The 26,238-nt window shown below is 72.7% G+C and carries 29 protein-coding genes; 16 read left to right on the plus strand and 13 right to left on the minus strand.

Annotation, left to right across the window (positions count from 1 at the left end; genetic code table 11):
- Position 1 precedes the first annotated feature (1 nt).
- Genes VK611_22440 through VK611_22450 form a run of 3 tightly spaced genes read left to right on the plus strand, consistent with a single transcriptional unit; the run spans position 2 to position 2,735 of the window.
- A complete protein-coding gene (locus tag VK611_22440; protein HMG44108.1) occupies positions 2-994 on the plus strand; it encodes a branched-chain amino acid ABC transporter permease in 993 nt (330 codons plus the stop codon).
- Positions 991-1,989 (plus strand): ABC transporter ATP-binding protein, encoded by a 999-nt coding sequence (locus VK611_22445; protein ID HMG44109.1) that lies wholly within the window; start codon positions 991-993, stop codon positions 1,987-1,989. The genes VK611_22440 and VK611_22445 overlap by 4 nt, the downstream gene beginning before the upstream one ends.
- On the plus strand, positions 1,986-2,735 hold the full coding sequence (locus tag VK611_22450; GenBank protein HMG44110.1) for an ABC transporter ATP-binding protein: 750 nt from the start codon (positions 1,986-1,988) through the stop codon (positions 2,733-2,735). Before VK611_22445 ends, VK611_22450 begins: the two co-directional genes overlap by 4 nt.
- 90 nt (positions 2,736-2,825) lie before the next feature.
- Here the strand turns inward: VK611_22450 and VK611_22455 are convergent, their stop codons facing one another.
- A complete protein-coding gene (locus tag VK611_22455) occupies positions 2,826-4,181 on the minus strand; it encodes an ABC transporter substrate-binding protein (protein ID HMG44111.1) in 1,356 nt (451 codons plus the stop codon).
- 192 nt (positions 4,182-4,373) lie between these two features.
- Here VK611_22455 and larE point away from each other — a divergent pair, with 192 nt between their 5' ends.
- Positions 4,374-5,225 carry an ATP-dependent sacrificial sulfur transferase LarE gene (larE, locus tag VK611_22460; protein HMG44112.1) on the plus strand — a complete coding sequence of 284 codons (852 nt, stop codon included), beginning with the start codon at positions 4,374-4,376 and terminating at the stop codon, positions 5,223-5,225.
- On the opposite strand, the gene VK611_22465 is transcribed toward larE, so the two are convergent.
- The gene (locus VK611_22465; GenBank protein HMG44113.1) at positions 5,188-5,481 is read right to left on the minus strand and encodes a hypothetical protein; all 294 of its coding nucleotides are present in this window, start codon (positions 5,479-5,481) and stop codon (positions 5,188-5,190) included. The genes larE and VK611_22465 overlap by 38 nt on opposite strands.
- A 17-nt stretch (positions 5,482-5,498) precedes the next feature.
- Here VK611_22465 and VK611_22470 point away from each other — a divergent pair, with 17 nt between their 5' ends.
- The 4 genes from VK611_22470 to VK611_22485 are packed head-to-tail and all read left to right on the plus strand — an operon-like array spanning position 5,499 to position 9,396.
- The gene (locus tag VK611_22470; protein HMG44114.1) at positions 5,499-5,960 is read left to right on the plus strand and encodes a hypothetical protein; all 462 of its coding nucleotides are present in this window, start codon (positions 5,499-5,501) and stop codon (positions 5,958-5,960) included.
- 51 nt (positions 5,961-6,011) lie between these two features.
- Positions 6,012-6,350: a P-II family nitrogen regulator gene (locus tag VK611_22475; protein ID HMG44115.1), complete on the plus strand. Its 339-nt coding sequence runs from the start codon at positions 6,012-6,014 to the stop codon at positions 6,348-6,350.
- Positions 6,334-8,661, plus strand: a complete 2,328-nt coding sequence (locus tag VK611_22480) for a [protein-PII] uridylyltransferase (GenBank protein ID HMG44116.1) — start codon at positions 6,334-6,336, stop codon at positions 8,659-8,661. The genes VK611_22475 and VK611_22480 overlap by 17 nt, the downstream gene beginning before the upstream one ends.
- 51 nt (positions 8,662-8,712) lie before the next feature.
- Positions 8,713-9,396, plus strand: coding sequence for an NUDIX hydrolase N-terminal domain-containing protein (locus VK611_22485; protein HMG44117.1), 684 nt, complete (start codon positions 8,713-8,715; stop codon positions 9,394-9,396).
- Here VK611_22485 and VK611_22490 read toward each other — a convergent pair.
- Both VK611_22490 and VK611_22495 read right to left on the minus strand, forming a co-directional pair.
- Entirely contained in the window at positions 9,350-9,775 is a 426-nt protein-coding gene (locus tag VK611_22490) for a hypothetical protein (GenBank protein HMG44118.1), read from the minus strand. The two genes, VK611_22485 and VK611_22490, sit on opposite strands and share 47 nt — an antisense overlap.
- A gap of 87 nt (positions 9,776-9,862) precedes the next feature.
- Positions 9,863-10,702 (minus strand): PAC2 family protein, encoded by an 840-nt coding sequence (locus tag VK611_22495; GenBank protein ID HMG44119.1) that lies wholly within the window; start codon positions 10,700-10,702, stop codon positions 9,863-9,865.
- An 81-nt stretch (positions 10,703-10,783) separates the two neighbouring features.
- On the opposite strand from VK611_22495, the gene VK611_22500 reads away from it, so the two are divergent.
- The 4 genes from VK611_22500 (at position 10,784) to egtD (ending at position 14,641) form a co-directional block, all read left to right on the plus strand.
- Positions 10,784-11,224 (plus strand): GNAT family N-acetyltransferase, encoded by a 441-nt coding sequence (locus VK611_22500; protein HMG44120.1) that lies wholly within the window; start codon positions 10,784-10,786, stop codon positions 11,222-11,224.
- A 12-nt stretch (positions 11,225-11,236) separates the two neighbouring features.
- The gene (locus VK611_22505; GenBank protein ID HMG44121.1) at positions 11,237-12,031 is read left to right on the plus strand and encodes a PIG-L family deacetylase; all 795 of its coding nucleotides are present in this window, start codon (positions 11,237-11,239) and stop codon (positions 12,029-12,031) included.
- Between the two features lie 208 nt (positions 12,032-12,239).
- Entirely contained in the window at positions 12,240-13,616 is a 1,377-nt protein-coding gene (gene egtB / locus VK611_22510) for an ergothioneine biosynthesis protein EgtB (GenBank protein HMG44122.1), read from the plus strand.
- Positions 13,613-14,641, plus strand: coding sequence for an L-histidine N(alpha)-methyltransferase (gene egtD / locus VK611_22515; GenBank protein HMG44123.1), 1,029 nt, complete (start codon positions 13,613-13,615; stop codon positions 14,639-14,641). The genes egtB and egtD overlap by 4 nt, the downstream gene beginning before the upstream one ends.
- Positions 14,642-14,711: 70 nt before the next feature.
- Here egtD and VK611_22520 read toward each other — a convergent pair whose 3' ends face one another.
- The 3 genes from VK611_22520 to VK611_22530 form a co-directional block, all read right to left on the minus strand.
- The gene (locus VK611_22520; GenBank protein ID HMG44124.1) at positions 14,712-15,335 is read right to left on the minus strand and encodes a hypothetical protein; all 624 of its coding nucleotides are present in this window, start codon (positions 15,333-15,335) and stop codon (positions 14,712-14,714) included.
- Between the two features lie 303 nt (positions 15,336-15,638).
- Positions 15,639-16,925, minus strand: a complete 1,287-nt coding sequence (locus VK611_22525) for a PQQ-dependent sugar dehydrogenase (protein HMG44125.1) — start codon at positions 16,923-16,925, stop codon at positions 15,639-15,641.
- Positions 16,922-17,779 (minus strand): acyl-CoA thioesterase II, encoded by an 858-nt coding sequence (locus tag VK611_22530; GenBank protein HMG44126.1) that lies wholly within the window; start codon positions 17,777-17,779, stop codon positions 16,922-16,924. The genes VK611_22525 and VK611_22530 overlap by 4 nt, the downstream gene beginning before the upstream one ends.
- 118 nt (positions 17,780-17,897) lie before the next feature.
- Between VK611_22530 and VK611_22535 the strand changes: the two genes are divergently transcribed.
- From VK611_22535 to VK611_22545, 3 genes are read left to right on the plus strand one after another with little or no spacing between them, the layout of a single operon-like run.
- Positions 17,898-19,106 carry a glycoside hydrolase family 1 protein gene (locus VK611_22535; protein ID HMG44127.1) on the plus strand — a complete coding sequence of 403 codons (1,209 nt, stop codon included), beginning with the start codon at positions 17,898-17,900 and terminating at the stop codon, positions 19,104-19,106.
- Entirely contained in the window at positions 19,043-19,729 is a 687-nt protein-coding gene (locus VK611_22540) for a class I SAM-dependent methyltransferase (protein ID HMG44128.1), read from the plus strand. Before VK611_22535 ends, VK611_22540 begins: the two co-directional genes overlap by 64 nt.
- A gap of 39 nt (positions 19,730-19,768) precedes the next feature.
- Positions 19,769-20,422, plus strand: coding sequence for a GntR family transcriptional regulator (locus VK611_22545; GenBank protein HMG44129.1), 654 nt, complete (start codon positions 19,769-19,771; stop codon positions 20,420-20,422).
- Positions 20,423-20,434: 12 nt separating this feature from the next.
- Here the strand turns inward: VK611_22545 and VK611_22550 are convergent, their stop codons facing one another.
- A complete protein-coding gene (locus VK611_22550; GenBank protein HMG44130.1) occupies positions 20,435-20,878 on the minus strand; it encodes a MarR family winged helix-turn-helix transcriptional regulator in 444 nt (147 codons plus the stop codon).
- 103 nt (positions 20,879-20,981) lie between these two features.
- On the opposite strand from VK611_22550, the gene VK611_22555 reads away from it, so the two are divergent.
- Positions 20,982-21,452 carry a nuclear transport factor 2 family protein gene (locus tag VK611_22555; GenBank protein HMG44131.1) on the plus strand — a complete coding sequence of 157 codons (471 nt, stop codon included), beginning with the start codon at positions 20,982-20,984 and terminating at the stop codon, positions 21,450-21,452.
- A gap of 58 nt (positions 21,453-21,510) precedes the next feature.
- On the opposite strand, the gene VK611_22560 is transcribed toward VK611_22555, so the two are convergent.
- From VK611_22560 to VK611_22580, 5 genes are read right to left on the minus strand one after another with little or no spacing between them, the layout of a single operon-like run.
- Positions 21,511-22,593: an FAD-dependent oxidoreductase gene (locus tag VK611_22560; protein ID HMG44132.1), complete on the minus strand. Its 1,083-nt coding sequence runs from the start codon at positions 22,591-22,593 to the stop codon at positions 21,511-21,513.
- Positions 22,590-23,315, minus strand: coding sequence for a sulfite exporter TauE/SafE family protein (locus tag VK611_22565; GenBank protein ID HMG44133.1), 726 nt, complete (start codon positions 23,313-23,315; stop codon positions 22,590-22,592). Before VK611_22565 ends, VK611_22560 begins: the two co-directional genes overlap by 4 nt.
- Positions 23,312-24,157 carry a sulfite exporter TauE/SafE family protein gene (locus tag VK611_22570; protein HMG44134.1) on the minus strand — a complete coding sequence of 282 codons (846 nt, stop codon included), beginning with the start codon at positions 24,155-24,157 and terminating at the stop codon, positions 23,312-23,314. The genes VK611_22565 and VK611_22570 overlap by 4 nt, the downstream gene beginning before the upstream one ends.
- 33 nt (positions 24,158-24,190) lie before the next feature.
- Positions 24,191-25,240 (minus strand): ABC transporter ATP-binding protein, encoded by a 1,050-nt coding sequence (locus tag VK611_22575; protein HMG44135.1) that lies wholly within the window; start codon positions 25,238-25,240, stop codon positions 24,191-24,193.
- Positions 25,233-26,237, minus strand: a complete 1,005-nt coding sequence (locus tag VK611_22580) for an ABC transporter ATP-binding protein (GenBank protein HMG44136.1) — start codon at positions 26,235-26,237, stop codon at positions 25,233-25,235. Before VK611_22580 ends, VK611_22575 begins: the two co-directional genes overlap by 8 nt.
- Between the last annotated feature and the right edge of the window lies 1 nt (position 26,238).

The raw sequence follows: 26,238 nt of genomic DNA on the forward strand, positions 1-26,238 counted from the left end.
CGTGGACTGGGCAGAGATCATCAGCGCCACGGCCCGCACCGGGGTGGGCACCACCGCCATCGTCTACGCCCTGGCGGCCATCGGCCTCAACGTGCACTTCGGCTACACCGGCCTGCTGAACTTCGGCCAGGTCGGGTTCATGGGCGCCGGCGCCTACGGCGTCGCCATCGCCGTCGACGTGTGGGGCTTCTCGCTGTGGGCCGGCATCGTCTTCAGCGTGTTCACCGCCGTGCTGCTGGCGCTGCTGCTGGGCCTGCCGACGCTGCGCCTGCGGGCCTCGTACCTGGCGATCGTCACGATCGCGGCCGGGGAGATCTTCCGCATCCTCATCCAGAACCCCAACTGGCGCGAGACCACGGGTGGCGCCAACGGCATCTCCGGCTTCTCCGACGCGTTCTACGACATCAACCCCATCGCCGACGGCTCCTACGGCTTCGGCCCGTGGCACTACAGCGCCCGGAGCCTGTGGGCGCTGCTGGTGGGCTGGGGCCTCGTGGTGGTGTTCGCCCTCGGGGTGGGGATCCTGATGCGCAGCCCGTGGGGTCGGGTGCTCAAGTCCGTCCGCGAGGACGAGGACGCCGCCCGCTCGCTGGGCAAGAACGCCTACGGCTTCAAGCTGCAGAGCCTGGTGGTCGGCGGCGTGATCGGCGCCTTCGCCGGCATGTACCAGGCGATCGAGAAGAGCTCGGCCACACCGGGCAACTACCGGCCCGAGACCACGTTCTTCGTCTACGCCGCGCTGATCCTGGGCGGTGTCGCCCGCACCTGGGGTCCGGTGCTCGGAGCGATGCTGATGGTGGCCCTGCTCGAGCTCGTGAACGGGATCCTGCGCGGGGCCGTCACCGAGGAGCTCATCCCCAGCAGCCTGATGGACACCACGCAGATCGGCCAGGTGCGCCTGATCCTCGTGGGCGTCGGCCTGGCGGCCCTGGTGGTGTTCCGCCCCCAGGGCCTCTTCGGCGACAAGCGTGAGATCGCGCTGGAGGACCGATGAGCGACGACACCGGCACGGGCACAGGTAGCGAGACCGCGACGGCTCCCGTCGACCTCTTCGCCGGCGTCGAGGAGACCCCGGGCGTCGACAAGCCCGACCCCATCCTGGTGGCGCACGACGTGGTCCGGCGCTTCGGCGGGCTCACCGCCGTCCACGTCCAGCGCCTGCAGGTGCAGCGCGGCTCGATCACGGCGCTCATCGGGCCCAACGGCGCCGGCAAGACCACGTTCTTCAACCTGATCACCGGGTTCGACAAGGCCCAGGCCGGCGCCTGGTCGTTCGACGGCACGCCGCTGCAGGGACGCTCGGCCCACCGGGCGGCGCGGCTGGGCATCGTCCGCACCTTCCAGCTCACCAAGGCGCTGGCCCGCATGCGGGTGATCGACAACATGAAGCTCGGCGCCACCGGCCAGCTGGGCGAGCACTTCCTGCCGGCGTTCCTCCAGCCGCTCTGGGGCGACCAGGAGCGGCGGATCGAGAAGCAGGCCGACCGCCTGCTGGAGCGCTTCAACCTGACACGTGTGCGCAACGACTTCGCCGGGGAGTTGTCGGGAGGGCAGCGCAAGCTGTTGGAGATGGCGCGTGCCCTGATGTCGGAGCCCAGCTTCCTGCTGCTCGACGAGCCCATGGCGGGGGTGAACCCGGCGCTGGCCGAGACGATCGTCAGCCACGTCCGGACGCTGCGCGACGAGGGCCTGACCGTGCTGTTCGTGGAGCACGACATGGACATCGTGCGGACGATCAGCGACTGGGTGGTGGTGATGAGCGAGGGCGAGCTGATCGCCGAGGGCCGTCACAGCTCGATCGTCACCAACCCCGCGGTGATCGACGCCTACCTCGGCGCCCACCACGGCACGCCGCTCGACCGGGCCGAGCAGGACCGCCAGCTCGCCGAGGCCGACGCCGCGATCACCGCCGCCGAAGGCGAAGGCGAGGGCGCCGCTGAAGCGGCCGACGAAGGCGAAGCCGCCGACGAGGAGGGACAGGGCTCGTGACCACCGCTGTCGACCGGAGCGGCGAACCGCTGCTCGCCGCCCGCAACGTGGTGGCCGGCTACGTCCCCGGGGTCAACATCCTCGACGGCACCGACCTCGAACTGTTCCGGGGCGAGCTGGTGGCGGTCATCGGCCCCAACGGCGCCGGCAAGTCGACGCTGGTCAAGGCCCTGTTCGGGCTGCTGCCGATCCGCAGCGGCACGGTGGTGTTCGACGGCGACGACGTGACCAACCTCAAGGCCCACGACCTGGTGGCCCGGGGCATCGGCTACGTGCCGCAGACCGACAACGTGTTCCCGCGCCTCACCGTCGAGGAGAACCTCGAGATGGGCGCCTACGTGAACCGCAAGATCTTCGCCCGGCGCTACGACGTGGTCACCGAGATGTTCCCCCGCCTCGGCGATCGCCGCCGGCAGCGGGCCGGGTCGCTCTCGGGCGGTGAGCGCCAGATGCTGTCGATGGCCCGGGCGCTGATGCTCGACCCCCACGTCCTGCTGCTCGACGAGCCGTCGGCCGGCCTGTCGCCCGCCTACCAGGACGAGGTGTTCATCAACTGCCGGCGGATCAACGAGTCGGGCGTGTCGATCGTGATGGTCGAGCAGAACGCCCAGCGCTGCCTGCAGATCTGCCACCGGGGCTACGTGCTCGACCAGGGCCGCAACGCCTACACCAACTCGGGCGACGCGCTGCTGCGCGACCCCAAGGTGATCGAGCTCTACCTCGGCTCGCTCGCCAACGTCGACTAGCCGACCGGTCGACGAGCGGGCAGGGGTCCCCGGACGCGCCGGGGGCCGGCCCCCGGAGGAGCCGGCCCCGTTGCGCTCACGGGTCGCTGGTTACAGCGACACGTCCTTGAACTCCTCGGCTTCGGTGTTGATCGTGTTGTCCTCGGCCCAGGTGTAGATGCCGTAGTTGGCGGCGGTCGGCTCGCCCGGCAGGGCGAAGTCGACCGGGCCCGACTGGCCGGTGTAGTCGATGTCGGCGTCGGGGTCCGCGTCGAGCAGCGCGAGGCACGACGCGTAGTCGGTGCACTCCTCGCCCTCACGGGTCACGGCGTTGATCTCCCGGGCCACGGCAGGCGCCTCGTCGGTCCCGGCAGCGGTGGCCGCCAGGGCCAGGATCACCAGCGCGTCGTAGGTCTCGGGACCGTACGTGAAGGTGCCCAGCGCCGGGTCCTGCTCCAGCAGGCGGGTGCGGAACTCGTCGGACACACCGGCACCGGGGATGGTGCCCTTGATGCCGACCAGTGCGCCCGGCTCGGTGAAGGCCTCACCGACGGCGTTCCCCATGTTGCCCTCGACGAAGTAGATCTTCTTGTTCGAGGGGGTGAAGCCGCTCTCGGTCAGGCCCGAGATGATCGTGCTGGACTCGTTGAAGCCGACGAGGAACAGTGCGTCCGGGTCGGCCTCCACGACCTGCTCGATCTCCGAGTCGAACTCGGTGCCTTCGGGGTCGTACACGATCTCGTCGACGACCTCGCCGCCGGCGTCTTCGAAGCCGGCCTTGATGAACTCGAGCAGGCCCTCGCCGTAGGGGTCCTGACGGGCCATGATCACCGCGTTCTCGGAGCCCTCGTCCAGCGCCAGCTGGGCAACGACCCGGCCTTGCAGGATGTCGGCCGCCGCGGTGCGGAAGTAGAGGTCGTCGTCCTCGTACGTGGTGAAGAGCGGACCGGTGTTCGACGGCGAGAACATGATCGTGCACTCGCCGATGATCGCCTCGATCTGGTTCGACGAGATCTGCGAGGCCGAGGCGCCGAGGACGGCGTCGACTCCGGCGGCCAGGTGCTCCTGCACGGCAGGAGTGGCCAGGTCGGGGTCGCCGTCGCCGGAGTCCTTCGGGTCGTAGCTCAGCGGAGCGCCGAGCACGCCGCCGGCCTCGTTGATGTCGGCCACGGCCAGTGCGGCGCCGGCCGCCTGGGGAGCGCCGAGGATGTCGCCGAGGTCGCCGGTCTCTGCCAGCAGGCCGCCGATCTTGAACTCCCCGTCGCTCGCGCTCGCCTCGCAACTCGGGTCGGCATCGCCGACCTCCTGCAGCGCGGCGATCGGATCGGGTTCGTCCGGCGTCTCCTCCTCGGTGCCGCCACCCCCGCCGCCGGTCTCGTCGTCATCGTCGTCACCGCAAGCCGCGGCGAACAGCGTGAGCCCGAGCAGGCAGGCGAGGAGCCTGAACCAATAGGTGTGCTGTCGCATCTGTGTCCCCCTGTCCCATCTGGGACGCTGTCGGAACGGAAACGCTGGGAGCATAGGTGTCGCGGGCACCCCGGTCTACGAGCGTTGGCGAGCTGACGTTGCAGTTTGCTAACGAATGACTGGGTCGACCGGTCAGGCTGACCACTTCCTTGCGGCGGCTCTCGACGAAACTGACAGGACGACGGAGGGCGAATGAGCACAGCCAGGGCATCGATCTCGGGCCTCCGCGACGGCCTCCGCCGGCTCGACCGGGTGGTGGTGGCGTTCTCGGGGGGTGCCGATTCGGCGCTGGTGGCGTGGGCGGCCAACGACGTGCTGGGCCGCGACCGGGCGCTGGCGGTCACCGCCGTGTCGCCGTCGCTGCCCGCCGCCGAGCGGGCCGAGTGCGCCCGCCTGGCCGACGAGTGGGGCCTGCGCTGGGTCGAGGTGGTCACCGACGAGATGGAGCAGGCGGCCTACGCCCGCAACGACGGCGACCGCTGCTACTGGTGCAAGGAGGCCCTGCTGCGGGCCGTGGCGCCCGTCGCCGCCGAGGAGGGCGCCACGGTGGTGCTGGGCGTCAACGTCGACGACCTGGGCGATCACCGTCCGGGCCAGCGGGCCGCGGCCGAGCGGGGCGCGGTGTTCCCGCTGGTCGACGCCGGTTTCACCAAGGCCGACGTGCGCGAGTGGTCGCAGCGCCTCGGCCTCCGCACGTGGGACAAGCCGGCGGCCGCGTGCCTGGCGTCGCGGCTGCCGTACGGCACGCCGGTGACGCTGCGGCGGCTGGCGGAGGTCGAAGCCGCCGAGGCCGGGCTGCGTCACCTGGGGTTCGACGAGCTGCGGGTGCGGCACTACGGCGAGCTGGCCCGCATCGAGGTGCCGGTGGCGCGGCTGGGCGACGTGGTGGCCCTGGCCGAGCGGGTGGTCGCCGCGGTGCAGGCGGCCGGCTACCGCTACGTGACGCTCGACCTGGAGGGCCTGCGCTCCGGCAACCTCAACGGCGCTCTGTCGGGGCCGGGGTCGGCTATTCGCTCGGGCTCGGCGCCCACGTCGGGAAGCTGACGTGGAGGACGCCCAGGCGCTCGACGATCCGACCCTTCGCCTTCAGCTCGTCGAAGCAGCGCCGCGCCTGGAGCGGGTCGTCGACCATGGCGGCGAACTCGCTGACGGTCAGGAGCAGGGGACCGGCCTCGGCGTCGGCGTCGCCCGGGCGGAGCAGGGCGTCGACCTCGAGCGTCGGGCGGCAGGGGTGCGTGCGGTCGATGCACACGCAGTGGTAGACGACACCCTCGAACACCGACAGCGCCCGGATCCTCACGCCGCTCGGTCTACCCCATGACCCCCGACCCGGACGACTCGCTCACCCGCTACGCGGCCTACGCCACCGAGCTGGCCGACGCCGTCGACGCCGCGCTCGCCGGCTGGGTGGAGCGCAGCGTGAGGTCCGTGGCCGCCGCCCAGGGCCTCGAGGTCGACGAGTCGGCCCTGCGCACGGCGGCCGAGGCGGCCCGGGCCGAGGGCGCGGAGCGGCTGCGGGCGTTGCTGGCGACCGACATCGACGAGCAGGCCGGCAGCCCCCTCTCGATCCTCCGCTCGCTGGTGCGCTACCCGACCGAGGTGCTGCGGGCCGCCGGCGCCCGGCCGGTGCACCGCGACGAGTTCGTCGTCCGCAGCTTCCCGGCCGACGTCTACGACCTGTCGCCCGCTGCGTTCGCCGACGTCGACCCCACCCTCCACGAGCCGGGCCTGGCCTGGGGCGCCGCCAAGGCCTACATCCACCTCTCCCGCCGCCGCTGACCTGGGCACCGCCGTGCTTGCCACGCCTGCATTTCTGGCATCCTCCTTCACATGAAGCTGATCACCGCCATCGTCAAGCCGTTCAAGCTGGACGACGTGAAGAGTGCGTTGAAGGAGGCAGGCGTCGCCGGCATGACCGTGACGGAGGTGCAGGGCTTCGGCCGCCAGTCCGGTCACACCGAGGTGTACCGGGGTGCGGAGTACACGGTCGACTTCGTGCCCAAGGTGAAGGTCGAGGTGCTGGTGGACGACGCCCGTGTCGAGGAGCTCGCCGACGCCGTCACCCGGGCGGCGCGCACCGGCAAGATCGGCGACGGGAAGATCTGGGTGACCGCCGTCGAAGGCATCGTGCGCATCCGCACCGGTGAGGTGGATGGCGACGCCCTCTAGCGACATCAAGGCGCGCCGGGCACAGCGCGCGGCGGACGACGGGCTGGTCGGTCGGGCGCTGTGCCGCGCCTGGACCGACGACGTCGACGCCTGGCTGGCCGGGTTGTTCGCCGCGGCGGTCGAGGACGGTCACGGCGGCGCCGAAGGCATAGCGCTGGTCGCCGTGGGCGGGTACGGGCGGCAGGAGCTGTCGCTCCAGTCCGACATCGACCTGGTGCTGCTGCACCGGCGGGGATCCGACGTCCGGGACCTGGCCGACCGCCTCTGGTACCCGATCTGGGACGCCGGCCTGAAGCTCGGCCACGCCGTGCGCACGACCGAGGAGGCCCTGGCCCTCGCCGCCGACGACCTCGACACCGCCACGGCGCTGCTCGACAGCCGGCTGATCGGCGGCGACGCCGAGGTCACCGACGACCTCTCGGTCCGGTCTGGACGACTCTGGCAGAAGCGGGCCCGCCGCAACCTGGCCACGATGGCGCAGCGGGTGCGCGACCGGCACCGGCGGGCCGGCGAGGTCGCCTTCCTGCTGGAGCCCGACCTCAAGGACGGGCGGGGCGGCCTGCGCGACGTCCACACGCTGCACTGGGCCCAGGCCGCCCGGCAGATCATGTGGGAGGGCGACCCCGACCGCCTCCACGCCGCCTACGACACGCTGCTCGCCGTGCGGGTGGAGCTGCACCGGCGCACCGGGCGGCCGGGCGACCGGCTGCTGCTGCAGGAGCAGGACGCCGTCGCCGCCGCGCTCGGCTACGACGACGCCGACGACTTCGTCCGCGACGTCTCGGCCGCGGCCCGCACCATCACCTGGACCAGCGACGACGCCTGGTCCCGGATCGAGAGCTCGCTCACGGGCCCCCTGGGTCGGCTGCGTCGCGAGCGGGCGATCGGGCCCGACCTGGTGCTGCGCGACGGCGAGGTGCACGTCACCGCGGCCGCCGACGTCGCCGGCGACCCGACGCTGCCCCTCCGGGCCGCCTCGGCCGCGGCCACGCACGACACCCGCGTCCACCGGTCGTCGCTGGAGCGCCTGGCCGACGTGGTGCCCGACCCGCCGCTGCCCGAGCCCTGGCCCGACGCCGTCCGGGACGCCTTCGTGGAGCTGCTGTCGGCCGGGCCCGGCGGCATCGGCCTCTACGAGGCGCTCGACCAGCTGGGGATCTGGGAGCGCTACCTGCCGGAGTGGTCGCTGGTGCGGGCGAAGCCGCAGCGCAACGCCTACCACCTCTACACCGTCGACCGGCACCTCTGGGAGGCGACCGCCCAGTCCGCCGGGCTGCTCGGTCGGGTGGGCCGCCCCGACCTGCTGGTGCTGGGAGCCCTGCTGCACGACATCGGCAAGGGCCAGCCGGGCGACCACACCGACAACGGCGTGGCCCTCATCGGCACGCAGATCGGGCCGCGGCTGGGGCTCCCGCCCGCCGACGTCGACGTGCTGGTGGCGCTGTGCCGTCACCACCTGCTGCTGCCCGACGTCGCCACCCGGCGCGACCTCGACGACCCCGCCACCATCGACGCCGTGGCCGCCGCGGTCGCCACGCCCGAGGTGCTGGAGCTGCTGGGCGCCCTCACCGAGGCCGACTCGCTCGCCACCGGCCCGGCGGCGTGGAGCGCCTGGAAGGCCGAGCTGGTGGGCCGCCTCGTCACCCGCACCGACCACGTGCTGCGGGGCGGCGAGCCCCACGAGCTGGCCGACCCGTTCCCGACCGCCGAGCAGCGGGCGCAGTTGGCCGCCGGCGAGCAGGTCATCCACTGCGACGGCCCGGTGCTGACGCTGGTGTGCCGCGACCGTCACGGCCTGTTCAACCGGGTCGCCGGGGTGCTGGCCCTCCACGGTCTCGACGTCCTCGACGCCGCCGTCGCCACCGACGGCCCGACGGCGCTGGAGGTGTTCCGGGTGGAGTCGAGCCTGGGGCCCGTGATCTCGTGGCAGGCGGTGGTGGCCGACCTGGAGCGGGCGCTGGAGGGGCGCCTGGCGCTGCGGGCCCGGGTCGCCGAGCGGACCCGTCGCTACGGCCGGGCTCGGGCGCTGGCGGCCACCGAGGTGGAGACCGAGGTGTGCTTCGACGTCGACGCCTCGGCCGAGGCCACCGTCGTGGAGGTGCACGCCCCCGACGGCGTCGGCGTCCTGTACCGCATCACCCGGGCGTTCGCCGACCTCGACCTCGACATCGTGTCGGCCAAGGTGCAGACGCTCGGCCCCCTCGTGGTCGACAGCTTCTACCTGCGCGATGCCTGGGGCGGGAAGCTCACCGAGCCGACGACGCTGGCCGAGATCGAGCGGGCCGTCCTCCACTCGTTGCTGGAGCCCTGACCGGCTGCTCCGGCGCCTTGACTGTCATAGAGCTCGGATAACGTCCGTCCCGTGAGCGACCGGTTGCCCCCGACCCGACAGGACCTGATCCGCTGGGCCGAGGCGTTGTCGGGCATCGCCCGCACCGGCCTGGGGTTCACCGAGAGCCTCTACGAGCGGGAGCGGTTCGAGGAGGTGCTGGCCGTCGCCGGCGACATCCGGGCCGCGGCGCAGGCCGACGAGGAGTTCGACGCCGAGGACTTCGTCGACGAGTGGATGAAGGGCGTCGGCCAGGGCGTGGCCGGCTACATCACCCCCAAGGTCGCGGTGGGCGCGGTCGTCTCCAACGACGAGGGTGAGATCCTGCTGGTGCAGCGGGCCGACTCGGGCGTCTGGCTGTACCCGACCGGTTGGGCCGACGTCGGCTACTCCGCCAGCGAGATCGCGGTGAAGGAGGTGCGGGAGGAGACGGGCATCCTGTGCGAGCCGGTGCGGCTGATCGCCCTGCTCGACGGCCTGCGCCTCGGCTTCACCAGCGTGCCGCTCTACAGCCTGGTGTTCCTGTGCAAGGCGGTGGGCGGGTCGCTGCAGGCCCACCCGCTGGAGACGTCCGACGTGGGCTGGTTCGGCGAGGACAAGCTGCCCCAGCCGCTCGCCGGCATCGACCAGTGGGGCGCGCAGGCGTTCCGGGCGATCCGCGGCGAGGCCGTCAGTGTGCTGTACGACGAGCCACGCGAGCGCCCCTGGTCCAACTGAGCGCGGAGAAGGGGACGTAGCTCCAGCAGGCGCTCAGCAGCATCGCCACCTTGGTGAGCAGGCCGACGACCGGGCTCGACAGCTTCTCCTCCTTGGTGCGGTGCCACAGGCCGGGCAGCACCCGGTCGACCCGCACCAGCTCGTCGCGGGCGACGAGGCTGTTGAGCGCCGCCTCCACCCGGTAGCCGCGCACGTCGTCGACCTCCAGCTGCTCGAACAGCTCCCGCCGCAGCGCCCGCTGGCCGGTGAGCACCGGCAGGCCCTCCAGGAAGATCGGGTTGGCGACGGGGCCCCGGTCGAACAGGCCGCACGCCATGTCGGCCTCGCCGCTGCGCACCAGGCCGACCAGCGTGTCGACGTGACCGGGGCGCAGGCCCACCAGGTCGGCGTCGAGGAACCACGGTCGCCGCCTCGTTCCAGGCGGGGATCACCGCCGCCACCCGCTCCTCCATGGGCCTGCCCCGCCTCAGTCCGGTCGGTCGCGGAGGAAGCGCTCGACCTCCTCGACCAGCGACCGGCCGGGTTGGTCGAGGTCGCGGTCGTGGCTGTCCTCGAGGTTGCGGACGTAGTCGGCGGTCTCCTCGTCCTCCGCCACCAGCTCACTGACCTGCCGCTCGTACGACGCAGCGGCGATCTCCAGCTCGGTGGTGGGGAACCAGGTGTCGAGCACCTGCGCGGTGTGCTCGACCAGGGCGAGCGCGGCCTTCGGTGACGGCGCCGCCGGTACGTAGGTGGGCACCGCCGCCCACAGCGACGCCGTCGGCAGCCCGGCCTTCAGGCACGCCTGCGTGACCACGCCGACGATGCCGGTGGGCCCCTCGTAGGTGGAGGTGGGCAGGTCGAGGCGGGTGCTGAGCTGGGTCTCGGTGATGTTGCCGACGATGCGCACGGGGCGGCTGTGCGGCACCTCGGCCACCATCGCCCCGAGGGTGACGAAGAGGCTGCAGCCAACGCTCTGCGCCATCTCCACGACCTGGTCGCCGAAGGTGCGCCAGCGCAGGTGGGGCTCGGTGCCGACCACCATCACCGCGTCACGGCCGCTGGGCAGCGTGAGGGCGTGGAACTCCGTCGACGGCCAGGTCAGCTCGCGCGCGCCGTCGTCGTCGAGCCGCACGTGGGGACGGGCCGCGGTGAAGTCGAAGAACTCCTCCGGGTCGACGTGGGCGAACTCGTTGCCCTCGTAGCGGTCCACCAGGTAGCGGACCGCCCCGGTGGCCGCGTCGCCCGCATCGTTCCAGCCGGCGAAGGCTGCGACGAAGACCGGATCGCGCAGCGGCGGGTGCTCTTCCCACCGGATGTGACGCACCCGTTCATGCTACGCGGTCCGCCGGGGCCCTCATCCCGGGCGGGCGGGCGCCGTCGTGCCGTGCCACTAGGTTGCGGACCCATGAAGGTCGAGATCGCCACCACGCTCACGCCTGCGATCGTCGATGCGGTCGACAAGCTGGTGCCGCAGCTGTCGAAGTCGAACCCGCCGCCGACCGTCGAGGAGCTGGGCGACGTCGTGTCCTCGCCGGCGACCGACCTGTTCATCGCCCTGGCCGACGACGGGACCATCGTCGGCATGTCGACGCTGGCGGTGTTCCGCATCCCCACAGGGCAGCGGGCGTGGATCGAGGACGTGGTGGTCGACGAGTCCGCCACCCGCCAGGGCATCGGCGAGGCTCTGACGCAGGCGATGCTCGACCGGGCCGCCGAGCGGGGCTGCGTCACCGTCGACCTGACGTCCCGCCCCTCCCGGGACGCCGCCAACCGGCTCTACCAGCGCCTGGGCTTCACCCCGCGGGAGACGAACCTCTACCGGTTCGACCTCCGCGACGGCCGTTAGCGTCGGGCCGGTATGTCCACGCTGGTCGCCTTCCACGCCCATCCCGACGACGAGTGCATGGCCCAGTCGGGCACGCTGGCCAAGGCCGCGGCCGACGGGCACCGGACCGTCGTCGTGTACGCCACCCGTGGGGAGGTCGGCGAGGTCGCCGACGGCTTCCTCGACCCGGGGGAGACGCTGGTGGAGCGGCGGATGGTGGAGGCGCAGCGGTCGGCGGCGGTGCTGGGGGTGGCCCGGGTGGAGTGGCTGGGCTACCGGGACTCCGGGATGATGGGCACTCCCGAGAACGACGATCCGCGCTGCTTCTGGCGGGCCGACGGCGAGGAGGCGGCTGCCCGGTTGGCCGCCATCGTGCGGGAGGAGGCGGCCGACGTCCTCACCGTGTACGACGTCAACGGCCACTACGGCCACCCGGACCACATCCAGGTCCACCGGGTGGGCGTGCGGGCGGCCGAGCTGGCGGGGACGCCGCAGGTGCTGGAGCTGACGTGGGACCGCGACCACCTGCGCACGATGATGAAGGCGGCGGCCGAGGCGGGTGCGTCGATCGACGACCTGCCCGACTTCGAGGCCGCCGGCATCGTCTTCGGCACCCCCGGCGACCAGATCACCACCCGCGTCGACGTCCGCCCCTACCTCGCCCGGAAGCGCGCCTCGATGGAAGCCCACGCCAGCCAGATCCAGGACACCGGCCCCCTCCTCGCCCTCCCCGAAGACGCCTTCTCGTCCGCCCTGGGCACCGAGTGGTACATCCGCCGGTCCGCCCCACCGGGCACAACCGACACCGACATCTTCACCGGCTTGTAGTCGCTAACCGTTGTTACCGATGGGAGGTGCTCGGCTACCAGAGGGTTGCGAACTGGTCGGTCCGTCCGACCCTGGCCTCCTCCGCCCGATGTGACGGAATTTTCTCACGCCGCTGACCTCGGGGTGTGCGGTTGGCGCGGCGGTGTCGGTGGAATGCCTTTGTAGGTTGCAAGGCGCCATTCGAGCGGACCCACCAAGCGGGGGGATCATGACCGCATCCGTTGCCGAGGCCGGGGAGACCGGAGAGACCGGACAGACCGGGGGCACCCGGGACACCGGGACGCCCCAGGATCTGACGGACCGCTTCCTCGAGGTCCGGGCGATGACCGAGCAGCTGGCGCAGCCGCTCTCGGCCGAGGACCAGACCGTCCAGTCGATGCCCGACGTGAGCCCCACCAAGTGGCACCGGGCCCACACCACCTGGTTCTTCGAGACGTTCCTGCTGGGCGAGCACCAGCCCGGCTACACGCCGGTCGACCCCGCCTACGCCTACCTCTTCAACTCCTACTACGAGGCCGTCGGTCCCCGGCACGCCCGCCCCGAGCGCGGCCTGCTGTCCCGTCCCGGCATCGACGAGATCGCCGCCTACCGCGAGAAGGTCGACGACTCGATGGTCGGCTTCCTCGGCCGTGACCTGCACCCCGTCGCCGGCCGGCTGGTCACCCTGGGCCTCAACCACGAGCAGCAGCACCAGGAGCTCCTGCTCATGGACATCAAGCACGTGCTGGGGGCGAACCCCACCGAGCCGGCCTACCGCCCCGCCCGCCCCCAGCCAGCAGCAGCGGCGGCGGCGTCCAAGACCGCCACGCCGCCCGAGTGGATCGAGCACCCCGGCGGCATCGTCGCGATGGGCCACGAGGGCGAGGGCGAGGACGGGGCCTTCGCCTTCGACAACGAGACCCCGGTGCACGACACGCTGCTCACCCCGTTCGCGATCCGCCCGACGCTCGTGACCTGCGGCGAGTGGCTCGCCTTCGTCGCCGACGACGGCTACGAGCGGCCCGAGCTGTGGATGTCCGACGGTTGGGGCACCGTGCGCACCCAGGGCTGGGACGCCCCCGAGTACTGGCGCCAGTGCGGCGACGGCACCTGGAAGGTCCACACGCTCACCGGCACCCGTCCGGTCGACCCCGCCGAGCCGGTGTGCCACGTCAGCTGGTACGAGGCCGACGCCTACGCCCGCTGGGCCGGCTGTCGCCTCCCGACCGAGGCCGAGTGGGAGACGGTCGCCACCAGCCGCAGCCCCGCCCGCGCCCGGTCCGTCGCGGGCCTCGACATCGGCGACCTCACCGGCGACGGGCGCGGCCTCCACCCCCGAGCGCCCGGCGACACCGACGCCGACCCCGAGCAGTGGACCGGCGCCGTGTGGCAATGGACCGCCAGCAGCTACGGCCCCTACCCGGGCTTCCAGCCGGCCGCCGGCGCCGTCGGTGAGTACAACGGCAAGTTCATGGTGAACCAGCAGGCCCTGCGGGGCGGCGCCTGCGTCACTCCCGCCGGCCACACCCGACTCACCTACCGCAACTTCTTCTACCCGTCGTCCCGGTGGCCGTTCTGCGGCTTGCGCCTGGCGGTCGACCGATGAGCGCCAAGACAGCGCTCCTCGACGGTGGGGTGAGCGTCGACGTCCGGGTCCACGAGAGCGACTTCCGCCAGGCCCTCCGGCGGGACGCCATCGCCGGCCTCACCGCGCACCCCAAGTGGATGACGCCGGTCTGGTTCTACGACGACCGGGGCTCGGCCCTCTACGAGCAGATCACCCGCCTGCCCGAGTACTACCCCTTCCGCACCGAGCGCGACCTGCTCCGGGCGAGCGCCGACGAGATCACGGACGTCGCCCGAGCCGAGGTGCTCGTCGAGCTCGGCTCCGGCACCTCCGAGAAGACCCGCCTCCTCCTCGAAGCCATGAAGCGCAGCCGCCACGGCCTGGCCGGCTACGTCCCGTTCGACGTCTCCGAGGCGACGCTGCGCTCCGCGGCCGCCACCACCGCGGCCCAGTTCGAGGTCGGCGTCCACGCCATCGCCGGCGACTTCCACCGCCACCTCGACGCCATCCCCGACGTCGGCGTCCCCCGGCTGGTCGCCTTCCTGGGCAGCACCATCGGCAACTTCGACCGGCACGAGCGCCGCCGCTTCCTCCGGGACGTGGCCGGGGTCCTCACGCACGACGACCGCTTCCTGCTGGCGACCGACCTCGTGAAGCCCGTCGAGCGACTGATCGCGGCCTACGACGACTCCGCCGGGGTGACCGCCGAGTTCAACCGCAACCTCCTCCGGGTCCTCAACCGCGAGCTGGGCGCCGACTTCTCACCCTCGCAGTTCGACCACGTGGCCCGCTGGAACGCCGAGGACAGCTGCGTCGAGATGCGGCTGTCCGCCCAGCAGGCGATGGGTGTCGACGTGCAGGCGCTCGACCTGCGCATCGGCTTCGCCGAAGGCGAGGAGATCCGCACGGAGATCAGCACCAAGTTCACCCCCGAGCAGGTCACCGACGAGCTGGCCGTCGCCGGGATGGCGGTAGTCGCCAGCTGGACGGACCCAGCCGGCGACTACCTGTTGACGCTCGCCCGCCCCTACGCCCACGGGATGTCACGGGTCAGCGCCAGCTGACACCGCTTGGGGCGGCGGCGGGGTGGTTGGACGGGGTTCACACCACGGGCGGAGTAGGGAACCCGCGGGGTCACGCCACGACCTGGGTGAGGCGGGCCTCGGCGCGGCTGCGGCGCTGGTAGGCGGCCGAGGGCGTCAGTCCGAGCTCCTTCGCGACGGGTTTGACCCGGTGGCCGTTGAGCCGGGTGTCGATGATGAGCTGGGCCTCGGTGTGGTCGAGGAGGCCGTCGCGCCGCCCCTGGCACACGAGCTGGATGATCTCCTGGGCCGGCGGCGTGGTGGTGCCGAGCTCGCCGGGCGCGGCCGGGTGGCTGGTGTCGTCGTCGTCGAACGGCTCCGACCGGGCGGCGCGCTGGGCGGAGCGGTAGATGCGGTTGCGGGCGTCGAGCAGGAGCCCCCCGGCCACCGACGTCCGCCGCTCGATCGGGTAGTCGAGGATGCCGAGCGCGATCTCCGACACGGCCTCGTCGGCGGTGACGGTGGTGCGGGCGGCGAGGTTGCGGATGCCCGGCCCGAGGCACACGATCACCGTGAGCATGGCCGGTGAGTCGCCGCCCTGGGCGAAGCCGACGAGCCGGCCCAGCACGGCGTCGGCGGCCTTGGTCGGCAGGCTGCGGAGCCAAGGCTTCACGTCGGTGGGGGCGGCCAGCTCGGCCTCCTGCAGCGGCGTGCAACTGGCTCCCCAGCGTTTCAACGTGTCACGTTCGCAGCCACGCGTGATCAACCGGAGATGTCTCTCGGTCGATGCCAGCGCATCGGCGTCTGCCCAGTCCATGTCGCCCTCCTCGCGTCGTGGTGGACATGCACCACATTGCCGGAGGATCGCACTACGGGAGGTGCTACGGAGCAGGGTACGTGTGTTGCATTCGCGTGACGATGTCCGCCCGGGACCCGGTATCCACGCGATCAGCACGTGGATACCGGCCCGGGTACCTCGTGGGTACCCCCTCGGGGGTACCGAAAGGCCAGGTCGGCGGGGTCGTCCGGGGCGACCGGGTCAGCTGGCGCCGATGCGGAAGATCTCGCCGCCGCCGAGCCCGACGACGTAGACGTCGCCGCCGTTGTCGGTGCCGAACGACACCAGCTGCTCGACGCTCGCGTCCTCGAAGCGCCCCTCGTCGACGACCTCGCCGTCGGCCAGCCGGATCGCCCGGACGTAGTTCTGGCACGAGTCGCCGAACAGGTAGATGCCCTCGAGCGACGTGGCCGGCCCCCGGTAGACGACGCCGCCGGTGACGGCGCAGCCGTCGTCGCCGTTCGCGTACTCGTACACCGGCAGCACGGCGCCGTCCGGGTTCGAGCCGCCCTCGAACGGGTGCGAGCCCTCCATCGCGTTCCAACCCAGGTTGGCGCCCCGACCGGCTCCCGTGCCGTCGGTGGCGGGCAGCCAGTCGATCTCCTCCCACTCGCCCTGGCCGACGTCGCCGATCCACAGGTCGCCGTTGGCGGGGTCGAACGAGAACCGCCATGGGTTGCGCAGGCCGTACGCCCAGACCTCGGGGCTGCCACCGCCGTCGGCGAACGGGTTGTCGGCCGGGATCAGGTAGGGCTCGTCGTCGCCCGCGGCCACCGCGCCCTCGGGGTCGATGCGCATGAGCTTGCCCAGCTGCGTCTCGGTGTCCTGGCCGTTGCTGTCGGGGTCGCCGCCGCCACCGCCGTCGCCCAACCCGAAGTAGAGGAAGCCGTCGGGGCCGAAGGCGATGTCGCCGCCGTTGTGGTTGGCCTGGGCCGGGCCCGCGGTCAGGATCTCCCGCCGGGAGCCCTCGTCGATCGACTCGCCGTCGAACTCGTAGGAGGCGATCACGTTGTGGCCGTCCGGCTCGGCCGTGTAGCTCACGTACAGCCGGGCGCCGTCGGGTGAGAAGGTCGCGTCGAGCAGGCCCTCCTCGCCCTCGGTGACGACGTCGTCGTCGATGTCGATGAGGGGCTCGGACGCCGCCTCGTAGGTGCGGGCGTCGCCCTCGCCGGCCACGTCGACCTTGGTGACCGTGCCGTTCCAGCCGACGACGTACAGGGCCGGGTCGTCGGCCCGGTTGATGATCGAGATCGGCGCGTCGAAGGAACCGATGGAGGTGAGCGTCAGGTCGACCTCGTCGAGCGGCACCACCGCGGTGCCCTCGGCGTCGGTGGTGGGCGGGTCGGCCTGGTCGAGCTGGCCCTGGATGGGCTCGCCGCCGCTGCTCTCGTCGTCGTCGTCCCCGCAGGCGGTGGTGGTGGCCAGCAGCGTGCCGAGGGCGACGGCGGCGACGCAGCGGCGCGGTGTGAGGGTGGTCAGCAGGCTCATGGGCGGCCCACCCTGATCAGGCCTTCCTGTACGACCGAAGCCACGAGATCTCCCCCTTGGGTGTAGACGAGGCCGCGGGCCAGGCCGCGACCACTCGATGCAGTGGGTGTGTCCTGGCTGTAGAGCAGCCATTCGTCGGCCCGGAACGACCGGTGGAACCACATCGCATGGTCCAGGCTGGCCATGAACAACGTGGGTGTGAACCACGTGCCGGCGTGGGGCAGCAGCGTGGTGTCGAGCAGGGTCATGTCCGACGCGTACGTCAGCACGATGGTGTGCAGCAGCGGGTCGTCGGGCAGCGTGCCGTCGGCCCGGAGCCACACCCGCTGGTAGGGCGGCAGCGCCCGGGTCCGGTCGTCAGGGGCCCAGTCGGCGACGCGGGTGTCGATGGCCTGGGGGCGGTCCAGGAGGTCGCCGAGCTTGTCGGCGAGCGGGGCGAGGCGGGCCCGGCGGTCGGGCAGCGACTCGGGGTCCGGCGCGTCGGGCATCGGGAAGGCGTGCTCCAGGCCCTCCTCGGGCACCTGGAAGCTGGCCGACATGTTGAAGATGGCCTGGCCGTGCTGGATGGCGACCACCCGGCGGGTGGTGAAGGAGCGCCCGTCGCGGATGCGGTCGACCTCGTAGAGGATCGGCACCGTCGGGTCGCCCGGGCGCAGGAAGTAGGCGTGGAGCGAGTGGACCTGGCCGCCGTCGTCCTCCAGCGTGCGGGCGGCGGCGACCAGCGCCTGACCGGCCACCTGGCCACCGAAGACGCGCTGGCGGTCCTCCTTCGGGGAGACCCCTCGGAAGATGTTGACCTCGATGGGCTCCAGATCCATGAGCTGGACCAGGTCGTCGACCGCCGTCTGCGACACGCCGGAAGAAGCTACAGGGCCTCGGCGCCAGCCGAGACCTTTTGGGGCGGCGGCGGGGTGGTTGGTACGGGCTAGTTGTCGATGGGCCGACGACAGGACACGACGGTAGGTTTCCGCCGTGACTGACGACACCGTGCGGTTCCCCGACGGGTTCCTCTGGGGGACGGCGACCGCGGCCCACCAGATCGAGGGCGCCAACTGGAACAACGACTGGTGGGCGTGGGAGCACGCCGAAGGCACGGTGTGCCAGGAGCCCTCGGGCGACGCCTGCGACTCGTGGAACCGCTGGTCCGAGGACGTCGACCTGGTGGCGCAGCTGGGCCTGAACACCTACCGGTTCTCGATCGAGTGGAGCCGCATCGAGCCCGAGGAGGGTGAGTGGTCGGCCGCGTCGATCGCCCACTACCGGGCCATCTGCGAGGCGCTCCTGGCCCGCGGCATCGAGCCGACGGTGACGTTCCACCACTTCACGACCCCCCGTTGGGTCACGGCGCTCGGCGGCTGGGACGAGCCGGCGACGATCGACCGCTTCGCCCGCTTCTGCGAGCGCGCCGCCGGCGAGCTGGGCGACGTCATGCGCCGGGCGTGCACGATCAACGAGCCGAACATCGTGGCCACGATGGGCTGGCTGGTGGGGTTCTTCCCGCCGGGCCACCGCGACCCGGAGGCGCGCCGCCGGATCAACGGCCACTTCGTGGAGGCGCACCGTCGGGCCGTCGACGCCATCCGCTCGGCCGCCCCGGGTGTCCCCGTGGGCCTGACGCTGTCGATGACCGACTACCAGGCCGTCGACGGGGGCGAGTCGCGGCGAGACCGCTACCGGCGGGGCATGGAGGACGTGTTCCTCGATGCCGTCGAGGGCGACGACTACGTCGGCGTGCAGACCTACACGCGCCAGCGGGTCGGCTCCGACGGGCAGGTGGGGGCCGAGGACGGCGTCCCGGTCCTGACCATGGGCTACGAGTACTACCCGGCCGCGCTGGAGGCGACCCTGCGGCGGGCCTGGGACTACACCCGGGGCGAGGTGCCGCTGCTGGTGACCGAGAACGGCATCGGCACCGGCGACGACGAGCAGCGCATCGCCTACGTGCGCGAGGCGCTCCAGGGGGTCGGCCGCTGCCTGGCCGACGGCATCGACGTGCGGGGCTACACGTACTGGTCGCTGCTCGACAACTTCGAGTGGGCGCTGGGCTACGGGCCCCACTTCGGCCTGGTGGAGGTCGACCGCACGTCGTTCGTCCGCACCCCCAAGGCCAGCGCGAGGTGGTTCTCGGACGTGGCGCGGGCCAACGCCCTGCCGGCGTCGTCGACGTCGGCGTCGGCGTGATGGACCCCGACCTGCGCAAGCTCGCCGAGGCCGCCCGGGGCTTCATGCCGCCCGACGAGGGCGAGGCGCTGTTCGACGCCGCGCGGTCGGTCGACGTGGACGGGCCGTTCCTGGAGGTGGGCAGCTACTGCGGCAAGTCGGCCATCTACCTGGGAGCGGCGGCCCGGGAGCGGGGGCGGGTGCTGTTCTCGATCGACCACCACCGCGGCTCCGAGGAGAACCAGCCGGGCTGGGAGTGGCACGAGCCCGACCTGGTCGACCCCGAGGTCGGTCGCATGGACACCCTCCCGATCTTCCGGCGCACTGTGTTCGACGCCGGGCTGGAGGCGTCGGTGGTGGCGGTGGTGGGCGACTCGCCGACGGTGGGCCGCTGGTGGACCACGCCGCTGGCGCTGCTGTTCGTCGACGGTGGCCACGGCGCCGAGCCCGCCCGGCACGACTACGAGACGTGGACGCCGCACGTTGCCCCCGGCGGTCTGCTGCTGATCCACGACGTCTTCACCGACCCGGCCGCCGGTGGCCAGGCCCCCTACGAGCAGATCTACCGCCCGGCGATCGAGTCGGGCCGGTTCGTCGAGCGCGCCACCGTCGGCTCCCTCCGCGCCCTCACCCGGGTCGGATGACCGATAACTACCGTGATTGGCCGGTCTAGCGTGCGGAGCATGAGCGTCGGAAGCACCCATCGGACGCTGCGGGAAGCGGTGGTGGACGAGCTCCGGGGGATGATCACCCGGGGCGACCTCAAGCCCGGCGACCGGCTGGTCGAGGACCGCCTGGCCGAGCGGCTGGGCGTGTCGCGCAACCCGGTGCGGGAGGCGATCCGGGCGCTGGAGAGCACCGGCCTGGTGGAGGTGCGGCCCCGCAAGGGTGCCTACGTCTCGTCGTTCGACCTGGAGGACGTGCGCAAGCTGCTGCAGTTGCGGGCGCTGCTGGAGGCGTACGCGGCCGAGCTGGCGGCGGGGCGGGACGACGCCGAGGGCCTGGCGCGCCTGACCGCGGTGCTGGAGGACGGGCGTCGGGCGTCGGCCGGCGACGACCTGGTGCGGGCCGCCGAGTGCCACCGCGAGTTCCACGTCGCCATCGAGGAGATGGCGGGCAACCCCTACCTGGGCCATGCCGTGGCGCCCCTGCGGCACCAGACGGAGCTCGTGTTCTCGGTGCTGTCGTCGCACCGGGAGGGCATGAGCTGGGAGGAGCACCAGCGCATCCGCGACGCGATCGCCGCCGGCGACGTCACGGGTGCCCGCGACGCCACCTACGCCCACATGACCGCCGTCGTCACCGCGCTCGAGTCCGCCCACCCCGCCGGCCCCTGAGTCGCCCGCGCGTCAGCGCTCGACCAGGCGGGTGAGCAGGGCGACCAGGCGGTTGCGGTCCTCGGCGGGGAGCGGGGCGAGGATGTCGTCCTGGACCTTCGCCAGCAGGCGGTCGAGCTGTCGGAGCCGGCGGCGACCGGCGGGGGTGAGGCTCACGACGTTGCGACGGCGGTCGGCAGGGTCGGGGGTGCGCTCGACGTAGCCCTGGTCGGCCAGCTCGTTGACGGCGGCCACCACGTCGCTGCGGTCGATCATGGTGCGGCGGCCGAGCTCGGCCTGGCTGGCGGGGCCGACGTCGTCGAGGGCGGCCAGCAGTGAGTAGTGGTGGCGCCGGGTGCCGGCGGCGGCCAGGCCCTCGGCGACCGCCCGGTTGGCGGCGAGGGCGACCTGGTTGACGAGCCAGCTCGGCAGGGTCCTCAGCCGGGCCGGTGCGGCGTGGGCGTCGACGGGCTCCATCGCGGCAAGGTAGCAACTTCGTTGGCCCTACCCACGAGTTGCGGAATACCGTTGGTATCGCCAATGTTGGTGAGGCCAACGAACCGCAACGGGAGGAAGACCGATGGACGCCACAGTTCGGGAGCTCATCGACCGCAACGAGATCGCCGACCTGGTCAGCCGGCTGGGTGTCGTCCTCGACGAGGGCCGCTTCGACGAGATGAAGTCGCTGCTCGCGGAGGACGTCACCGTCCGCACGCCGGGTGGCGCCGCCCAGGGGCCCGAGGCGGTGATCGCCCAGGCGAGCCGCAACCACCGGCCCGAGCAGCCGATCCAGCACCTGATCACCAACCTGCTCGTCGACCTCGACGGCGACCGTGCTGCAGCAGCCCGGGCCAACCTGGTGGTGCACTTCGGGGCGACGGACGGCGGGGCTGAACCGACGACGGCGCCGGCGCCCCCGGTCGAGTACACGCTGGGCGAGGTGTACCGCTTCGGCCTCGTCCGGGCGCCCGACGGCTGGCGCTTCGCGAGCATCGAGACGACTCCGTTGTGGTACTCCGGCACCCCGATCCGCCCGCCTCGGGCCGCCTGAGGTGGGGGCAACTGCGACAGAACCGGCCGGTTTCGGGCTCGTTCTGTCGCAGTTTCGGTCAGCGGAGGCGGGCCGGGCGGACGGCGTCGACGAGGTCGTCGGGGAGAGCCACAGGCGTGCCGGTGATGTCGGCGGCCGCCAACGCGGCGAGGGCGGGGGCGGTCTTGATGCCGGCGCCGCCCTGGCCAACCAGCCAGTAGAAGCCGGGAGCGTCGGGGTCGAAGCCGGCGGCCGGGATCCGGTCGGAGGTGAAGGTGCGGAGTCCGGCCCACGCCCGGCGGACCGAGCGGACCGGCAGAGTCGTGGCGTCACGCAGGCGGTCGAGGGCCAGGGCGACGTCGAGCTCCTCCGGGCGGGCATCCCCCGGAGGCGACGGGGTCTCGTCGGCAGGGGAGAGCAGCAGGCCACCCGGCTCGGGCTCGGCGTAGAAGCCCCCGCCGGCGTCCATGACCAGCGGCCAGCCGCCGACGTCGTGGCCGTCGGGCACCGCCACGAGGCACGCCGTCCGTCGCAGCGGCGCCAGCCCCAAGGGCGCCACCCCCGCCCGCGAGGCCACCACGTCGCCCCACGCCCCGGCGGCGTTCACCACCACGCCGCACCGGAGGACCGAGCCGCCCACCTCCACCCGCCAGCCGCCGCCCACGCGGGCCAGCTGCGCCACCGCCGCGCCCGTCCGCACGTCCAGCCCGCGCAGGTACCCCTGCAGCAGCGCGGCCACGTCGACCGACCGGGCCTCCGCCTCGTACACGCCGCCCGCGGCCGCCCACGCCGGCCGCAGCTGCGGGACCAGCTGCCGCACCTCCTCCGGGCCGATCCGCCGGGCGGACGCCGCCAGGTCGTCGAGCGACGCCGGGTCCTCGGCGACCCACAGCAGCCCCCGGGGCGACAGGAGCGGGTGGTCGACGAACCCCGCCGGTGGGGCGTCGAGGAACGGCCGCGACGCCCGGGCCAGGGCGCACACCACCGGATGGCCGACGGTCTCGTTGGTGACCGCGGCCGAGCGGCCGGTGGCGTGGTGCCCCGGCAGCGCCTCCTGCTCGACGAGCACCACCCGGGCCCCCGCCCGGCTCAGCGCCCACGCAGCGGCGGCGCCGGCGATCCCACCGCCCACCACCACGACGTCGGCGTCGACGCCGGTCACAGCGCGGCCAGGACCTCGCGCAACAGCAGGACGGCCGACGTGGCCCCGGCGAACCAGAGGATCGCGCCCCGCGTCCGGCCCTGGTCGAGCCAGCGGGCCGACACCGCCGACAGGGCGAACCCCAGCAGCGTCGGCGGCAGCAGCGACAGGCCGAGGCCCAGCTCCTCGCCGCCGAACGCCCCCGTCACCGTCAACGTCGACAGCGACAGGGTCGCCCCGAACACGAAGAACAGCGCCAGCGTCGAACGCAGCCGGGCGCCGTCCTCCCGCTGGTACAGCAGCGCCATCGCCGGGCCACCCACCGAGGTGATCGTGCCCATGAAGCCCGAGGCGGCGCCGGCGCCGAAGTTGGCGGGCCCGGTCGGCTCCACCCGCAGCCCGGCCGCGCTGAGCGCCACCCCCGCCAGCACCAGCACGGCGAACAGCAGGATCAACCCCCGCTGCGGCAGCGCCGCCACGGCGACGGCGCCCACCAGCGTGCCCGGCACCCGGCCGACGATGGCCCAGCGCACGCCCCCGACGTCGAGCGAACCCCGCTCCCGCAACGCCACCAGCAGCGTCAGCACCACCCCGACGCACAGCAGCGGCCCCGGCACCAGGCGCTCGTCGACCAGCGCCAGCACCGGCGCCCCGACGGTCCCCAACCCGAACCCCAGCGCCCCGTGCACGCAGGCCGCCACGGCCACCGCCAGCGCGACGACCAGGTACGCGCCCGGCGTCATCCGGCGTCGGCAGCGACGTCGGTGGCGTCGTCGTGGCGGGCGGCGGGGTGGACCAGCTGCCAGAGCATGCGGGTGGCCACGATCAGCAGCAGCGCCGCGAAGAGGACGTTCGACGTCGTCTCCGACATGCCGACCGACACCTTCGACGCCGCGAACGCCGACACCACCCCGGCCAGGCCCACGATCGCGGCGATCGGCATGTCGGCGTTGCCGTTCTTCCGGTTGCGGGCCGTGCCCATGATCGACGTGGGGATGATCACCGCCAGCGACGTGCCCTTGGCGACGGCCGGCGGGATCCGCAGCAGCACCACCATCGCCGGCACCATGATGATCCCGCCGCCGACGCCCAGCAGCCCGGCGAGCACGCCGCTGGCCAGGCCCAGCAACAGCAGCCCGACGATCGAGGCGAGGTGGAGGTCGGCGCGCCCGCCGGCGTCGGAGTGGTCGATCAGCATGCGCAGCGCCGTGGCGGCCAGGAGCCCGGCGAAGCAGAACCCCAGCGCCCGCTGCGGCAGGGTGCGCAGCACGTGCGTGCCGACGACCGCTCCGCCCACGGCCCCTGCCGCCAGCAGCCCGGCGACGGGCCAGTCGACCTTGTCCTCGAGCGTGTAGCTCAGCGTCGACGAGAGGGCGATCGGCAGCACGGCCGCCAGCGACGTGCCGTGCGCCAGCCGCTGGTCCATCCGCATGACCAGCACCAGCGCCGGCACGATGAGGATGCCGCCGCCCACCCCGAACAGCCCGGACAGGAAGCCGGCGACCAGCCCCACCACGATGGCGCGCACCAGCAGCGGTCGGACCCGGCTCAGGGCGTCAGTTTCCACGGCGGTCTCGGGCAGCACGGATGGAGCTCCTCGGGGGACGAACGGGGGGGGTCAGCGCACGAAGCACGCGGCGAGGTGGCCGGGGGCCTTCTCCTCGAGCGGCGGCTGCTCGCGGCGGCAACGGTCCTCGGCGAGCGGGCAGCGGGTGTGGAACCGGCAGCCCACGGGCGGGTCGATGGGGTCGGGTATCTCGCCCGACAGGACGATGCGGCGGCGCCGTCGCTGCGTCGGGGGATCGGGCACGGGCACCGACGACAGCAGCGCCTCGGTGTAGGGGTGGATCGGGTGGTCGTACACCCGATCGGCGGGGGCGAGCTCGACGAGCTTGCCGGCGTAGAGGATGGCGATGCGGTGCGAGATGTGCCGCACCACCGACAGGTCGTGGGCGATGAACAGGTAGCTGAGGCCCAGCTCGGCCTGCAGGTCCTGCAGCAGGTTGACGACCTGGGCGCGCACCGACACGTCGAGTGCCGACACCGGCTCGTCGGCGACGATGAAGTCGGGCTGGAGGGCCAGCGCCCGGGCGATGCCGATGCGCTGGCGCTGGCCGCCGGAGAAGGCGTGGGGGCGGCGGTCGACGGTGTCGGCGGGGAGGCCGCAGCGGTCGAGCAGCTCGACCACCTGGTCCTTCGCCGCCGCGGCGTTGCGGGCCAGGCCGTGGACGACCAGCGGCTCCGCGACCAGCTCCAGCACCGACATGCGGGGGTTGAGGCTGGCGTAGGGGTCCTGGAACACGATCTGCATCCGCCGTCGCAGTCGGCGCAGCTCCTCGCCCTTCACGTGGGTGATGTCCCGGCCGTCGAAGCGGATGGTGCCGGCGGTCGGGGCGATGCGGCGCAGGACGGCCCGCCCGATGGTGGTCTTCCCCGACCCCGACTCGCCCACGAGCCCCAGCGTCTCACCTCGGCCGACGGTCAGCGACACGTCGTCCACGGCGTGGACCTCGAGCTTCGTGCGACCCCAGAACCCGGTGCGCCCGACGGGGAAGCGGATGGTCAGCCCGTCGATCTCGACGAGCGTGTCGGCCCCGGCCGACGAGGCGGTTGTCGGACCGGGGCCGGACACGATCTGGGGGGAGGGCTGAGGTGTCGACTCAGACATGGGCGGCGAAGGGGCTCCAGCAGGCAACCTCTCGTCCCTCCTCGTGCGCTTCGAGCGGCGGCATGTCGTGCGTGCAGGTGTCGTGGGCCAGCGGGCAGCGGGCCGCGAACGGGCAGCCGTCGGGCGGCCGGACCAGGTCGGGCGGGGCGCCGTCGATCGACACCAGCCGCTCGGTCACCTCGTCGACCCGCGGCGTCGACTGCAGCAGCCCGACCGTGTAGGGGTGGCCCGGCTCGGCGAACAGCGCGTCGACGGCGCCCACCTCCATCAGCCGCCCGGCGTACATGACGGCGACGCGGTCGCACAGTCCGGCGACCACGCCGAGGTCGTGGGTGATGAGCAGCACGGCCAGGCCCAGGCGGTCCTGCAGGTCGGCGACCAGGTCGAGGATCTGCGCCTGGATGGTGACGTCGAGCGCCGTCGTGGGCTCGTCGGCCACCAGCAGCTGGGGCTCGCAGGCCAGCGCCATGGCGATCAGCACCCGCTGGCGCATCCCGCCCGACATCTCGTGCGGGTGCTGCCCCGCCCGCTGCGACGGGTTGGCGATGCCGACCAGGTCGAGCAGCTCGACGGCTCGCTCCCGGGCGGCCTTGCGGGATAGCTTGAGGTGCCGGCGCAGCACCTCGGCGATCTGCGCCCCCACCGAGAACAGCGGGTTCAGCGAGGTCATCGGGTCCTGGAAGACCATGGCGATCTCCCGGCCCCGCACCCGGTCGAGCGTCGCGGCGGCGTCGTGCACCAGCGACTCGCCCTTCCAGCGGACGTCGCCGGCGGTGATCCGGCCCGGCAGCTCGATCAGCCCGAGCAGGGCCTGGGCGGTCACGCTCTTACCCGACCCGGACTCGCCGACGAGGCCCAGCGTCTCGCCCGCGGCGATCGAGAACGACACGTCGTTGACCGCCCGCACCTGCCCTCGCCGGGTGAAGAACTGCACCTCCAGCCCGTCGACCTCCAGCAGGGTCTCTCCCGTGCCCGGGCTTGCGTCTGCGAGGCTCATG

This window comes from Acidimicrobiales bacterium, from assembly GCA_035316325.1.
Lineage (GTDB): Bacteria > Actinomycetota > Acidimicrobiia > Acidimicrobiales > VFJN01 > DASXTK01.

What these genes read in the sequence shown, in the direction of transcription:
- VK611_22445 (HMG44109.1), top strand. Translation starts at nt 991, where the DNA reads ATGAGCGACGACACCGGCACGGGCACAGGTAGCGAGACCGCGACGGCT.
- VK611_22455 (HMG44111.1), bottom strand. Translation starts at nt 4,181, where the DNA reads ATGCGACAGCACACCTATTGGTTCAGGCTCCTCGCCTGCCTGCTCGGG.
- larE (HMG44112.1), top strand. Translation starts at nt 4,374, where the DNA reads ATGAGCACAGCCAGGGCATCGATCTCGGGCCTCCGCGACGGCCTCCGC.
- VK611_22470 (HMG44114.1), top strand. Translation starts at nt 5,499, where the DNA reads ATGACCCCCGACCCGGACGACTCGCTCACCCGCTACGCGGCCTACGCC.
- VK611_22475 (HMG44115.1), top strand. Translation starts at nt 6,012, where the DNA reads ATGAAGCTGATCACCGCCATCGTCAAGCCGTTCAAGCTGGACGACGTG.
- VK611_22480 (HMG44116.1), top strand. Translation starts at nt 6,334, where the DNA reads ATGGCGACGCCCTCTAGCGACATCAAGGCGCGCCGGGCACAGCGCGCG.
- VK611_22500 (HMG44120.1), top strand. Translation starts at nt 10,784, where the DNA reads ATGAAGGTCGAGATCGCCACCACGCTCACGCCTGCGATCGTCGATGCG.
- VK611_22505 (HMG44121.1), top strand. Translation starts at nt 11,237, where the DNA reads ATGTCCACGCTGGTCGCCTTCCACGCCCATCCCGACGACGAGTGCATG.
- egtB (HMG44122.1), top strand. Translation starts at nt 12,240, where the DNA reads ATGACCGCATCCGTTGCCGAGGCCGGGGAGACCGGAGAGACCGGACAG.
- egtD (HMG44123.1), top strand. Translation starts at nt 13,613, where the DNA reads ATGAGCGCCAAGACAGCGCTCCTCGACGGTGGGGTGAGCGTCGACGTC.
- VK611_22525 (HMG44125.1), bottom strand. Translation starts at nt 16,925, where the DNA reads ATGAGCCTGCTGACCACCCTCACACCGCGCCGCTGCGTCGCCGCCGTC.
- VK611_22545 (HMG44129.1), top strand. Translation starts at nt 19,769, where the DNA reads ATGAGCGTCGGAAGCACCCATCGGACGCTGCGGGAAGCGGTGGTGGAC.
- VK611_22550 (HMG44130.1), bottom strand. Translation starts at nt 20,878, where the DNA reads ATGGAGCCCGTCGACGCCCACGCCGCACCGGCCCGGCTGAGGACCCTG.
- VK611_22555 (HMG44131.1), top strand. Translation starts at nt 20,982, where the DNA reads ATGGACGCCACAGTTCGGGAGCTCATCGACCGCAACGAGATCGCCGAC.
- VK611_22565 (HMG44133.1), bottom strand. Translation starts at nt 23,315, where the DNA reads ATGACGCCGGGCGCGTACCTGGTCGTCGCGCTGGCGGTGGCCGTGGCG.
- VK611_22575 (HMG44135.1), bottom strand. Translation starts at nt 25,240, where the DNA reads ATGTCTGAGTCGACACCTCAGCCCTCCCCCCAGATCGTGTCCGGCCCC.
- VK611_22580 (HMG44136.1), bottom strand. Translation starts at nt 26,237, where the DNA reads ATGAGCCTCGCAGACGCAAGCCCGGGCACGGGAGAGACCCTGCTGGAG.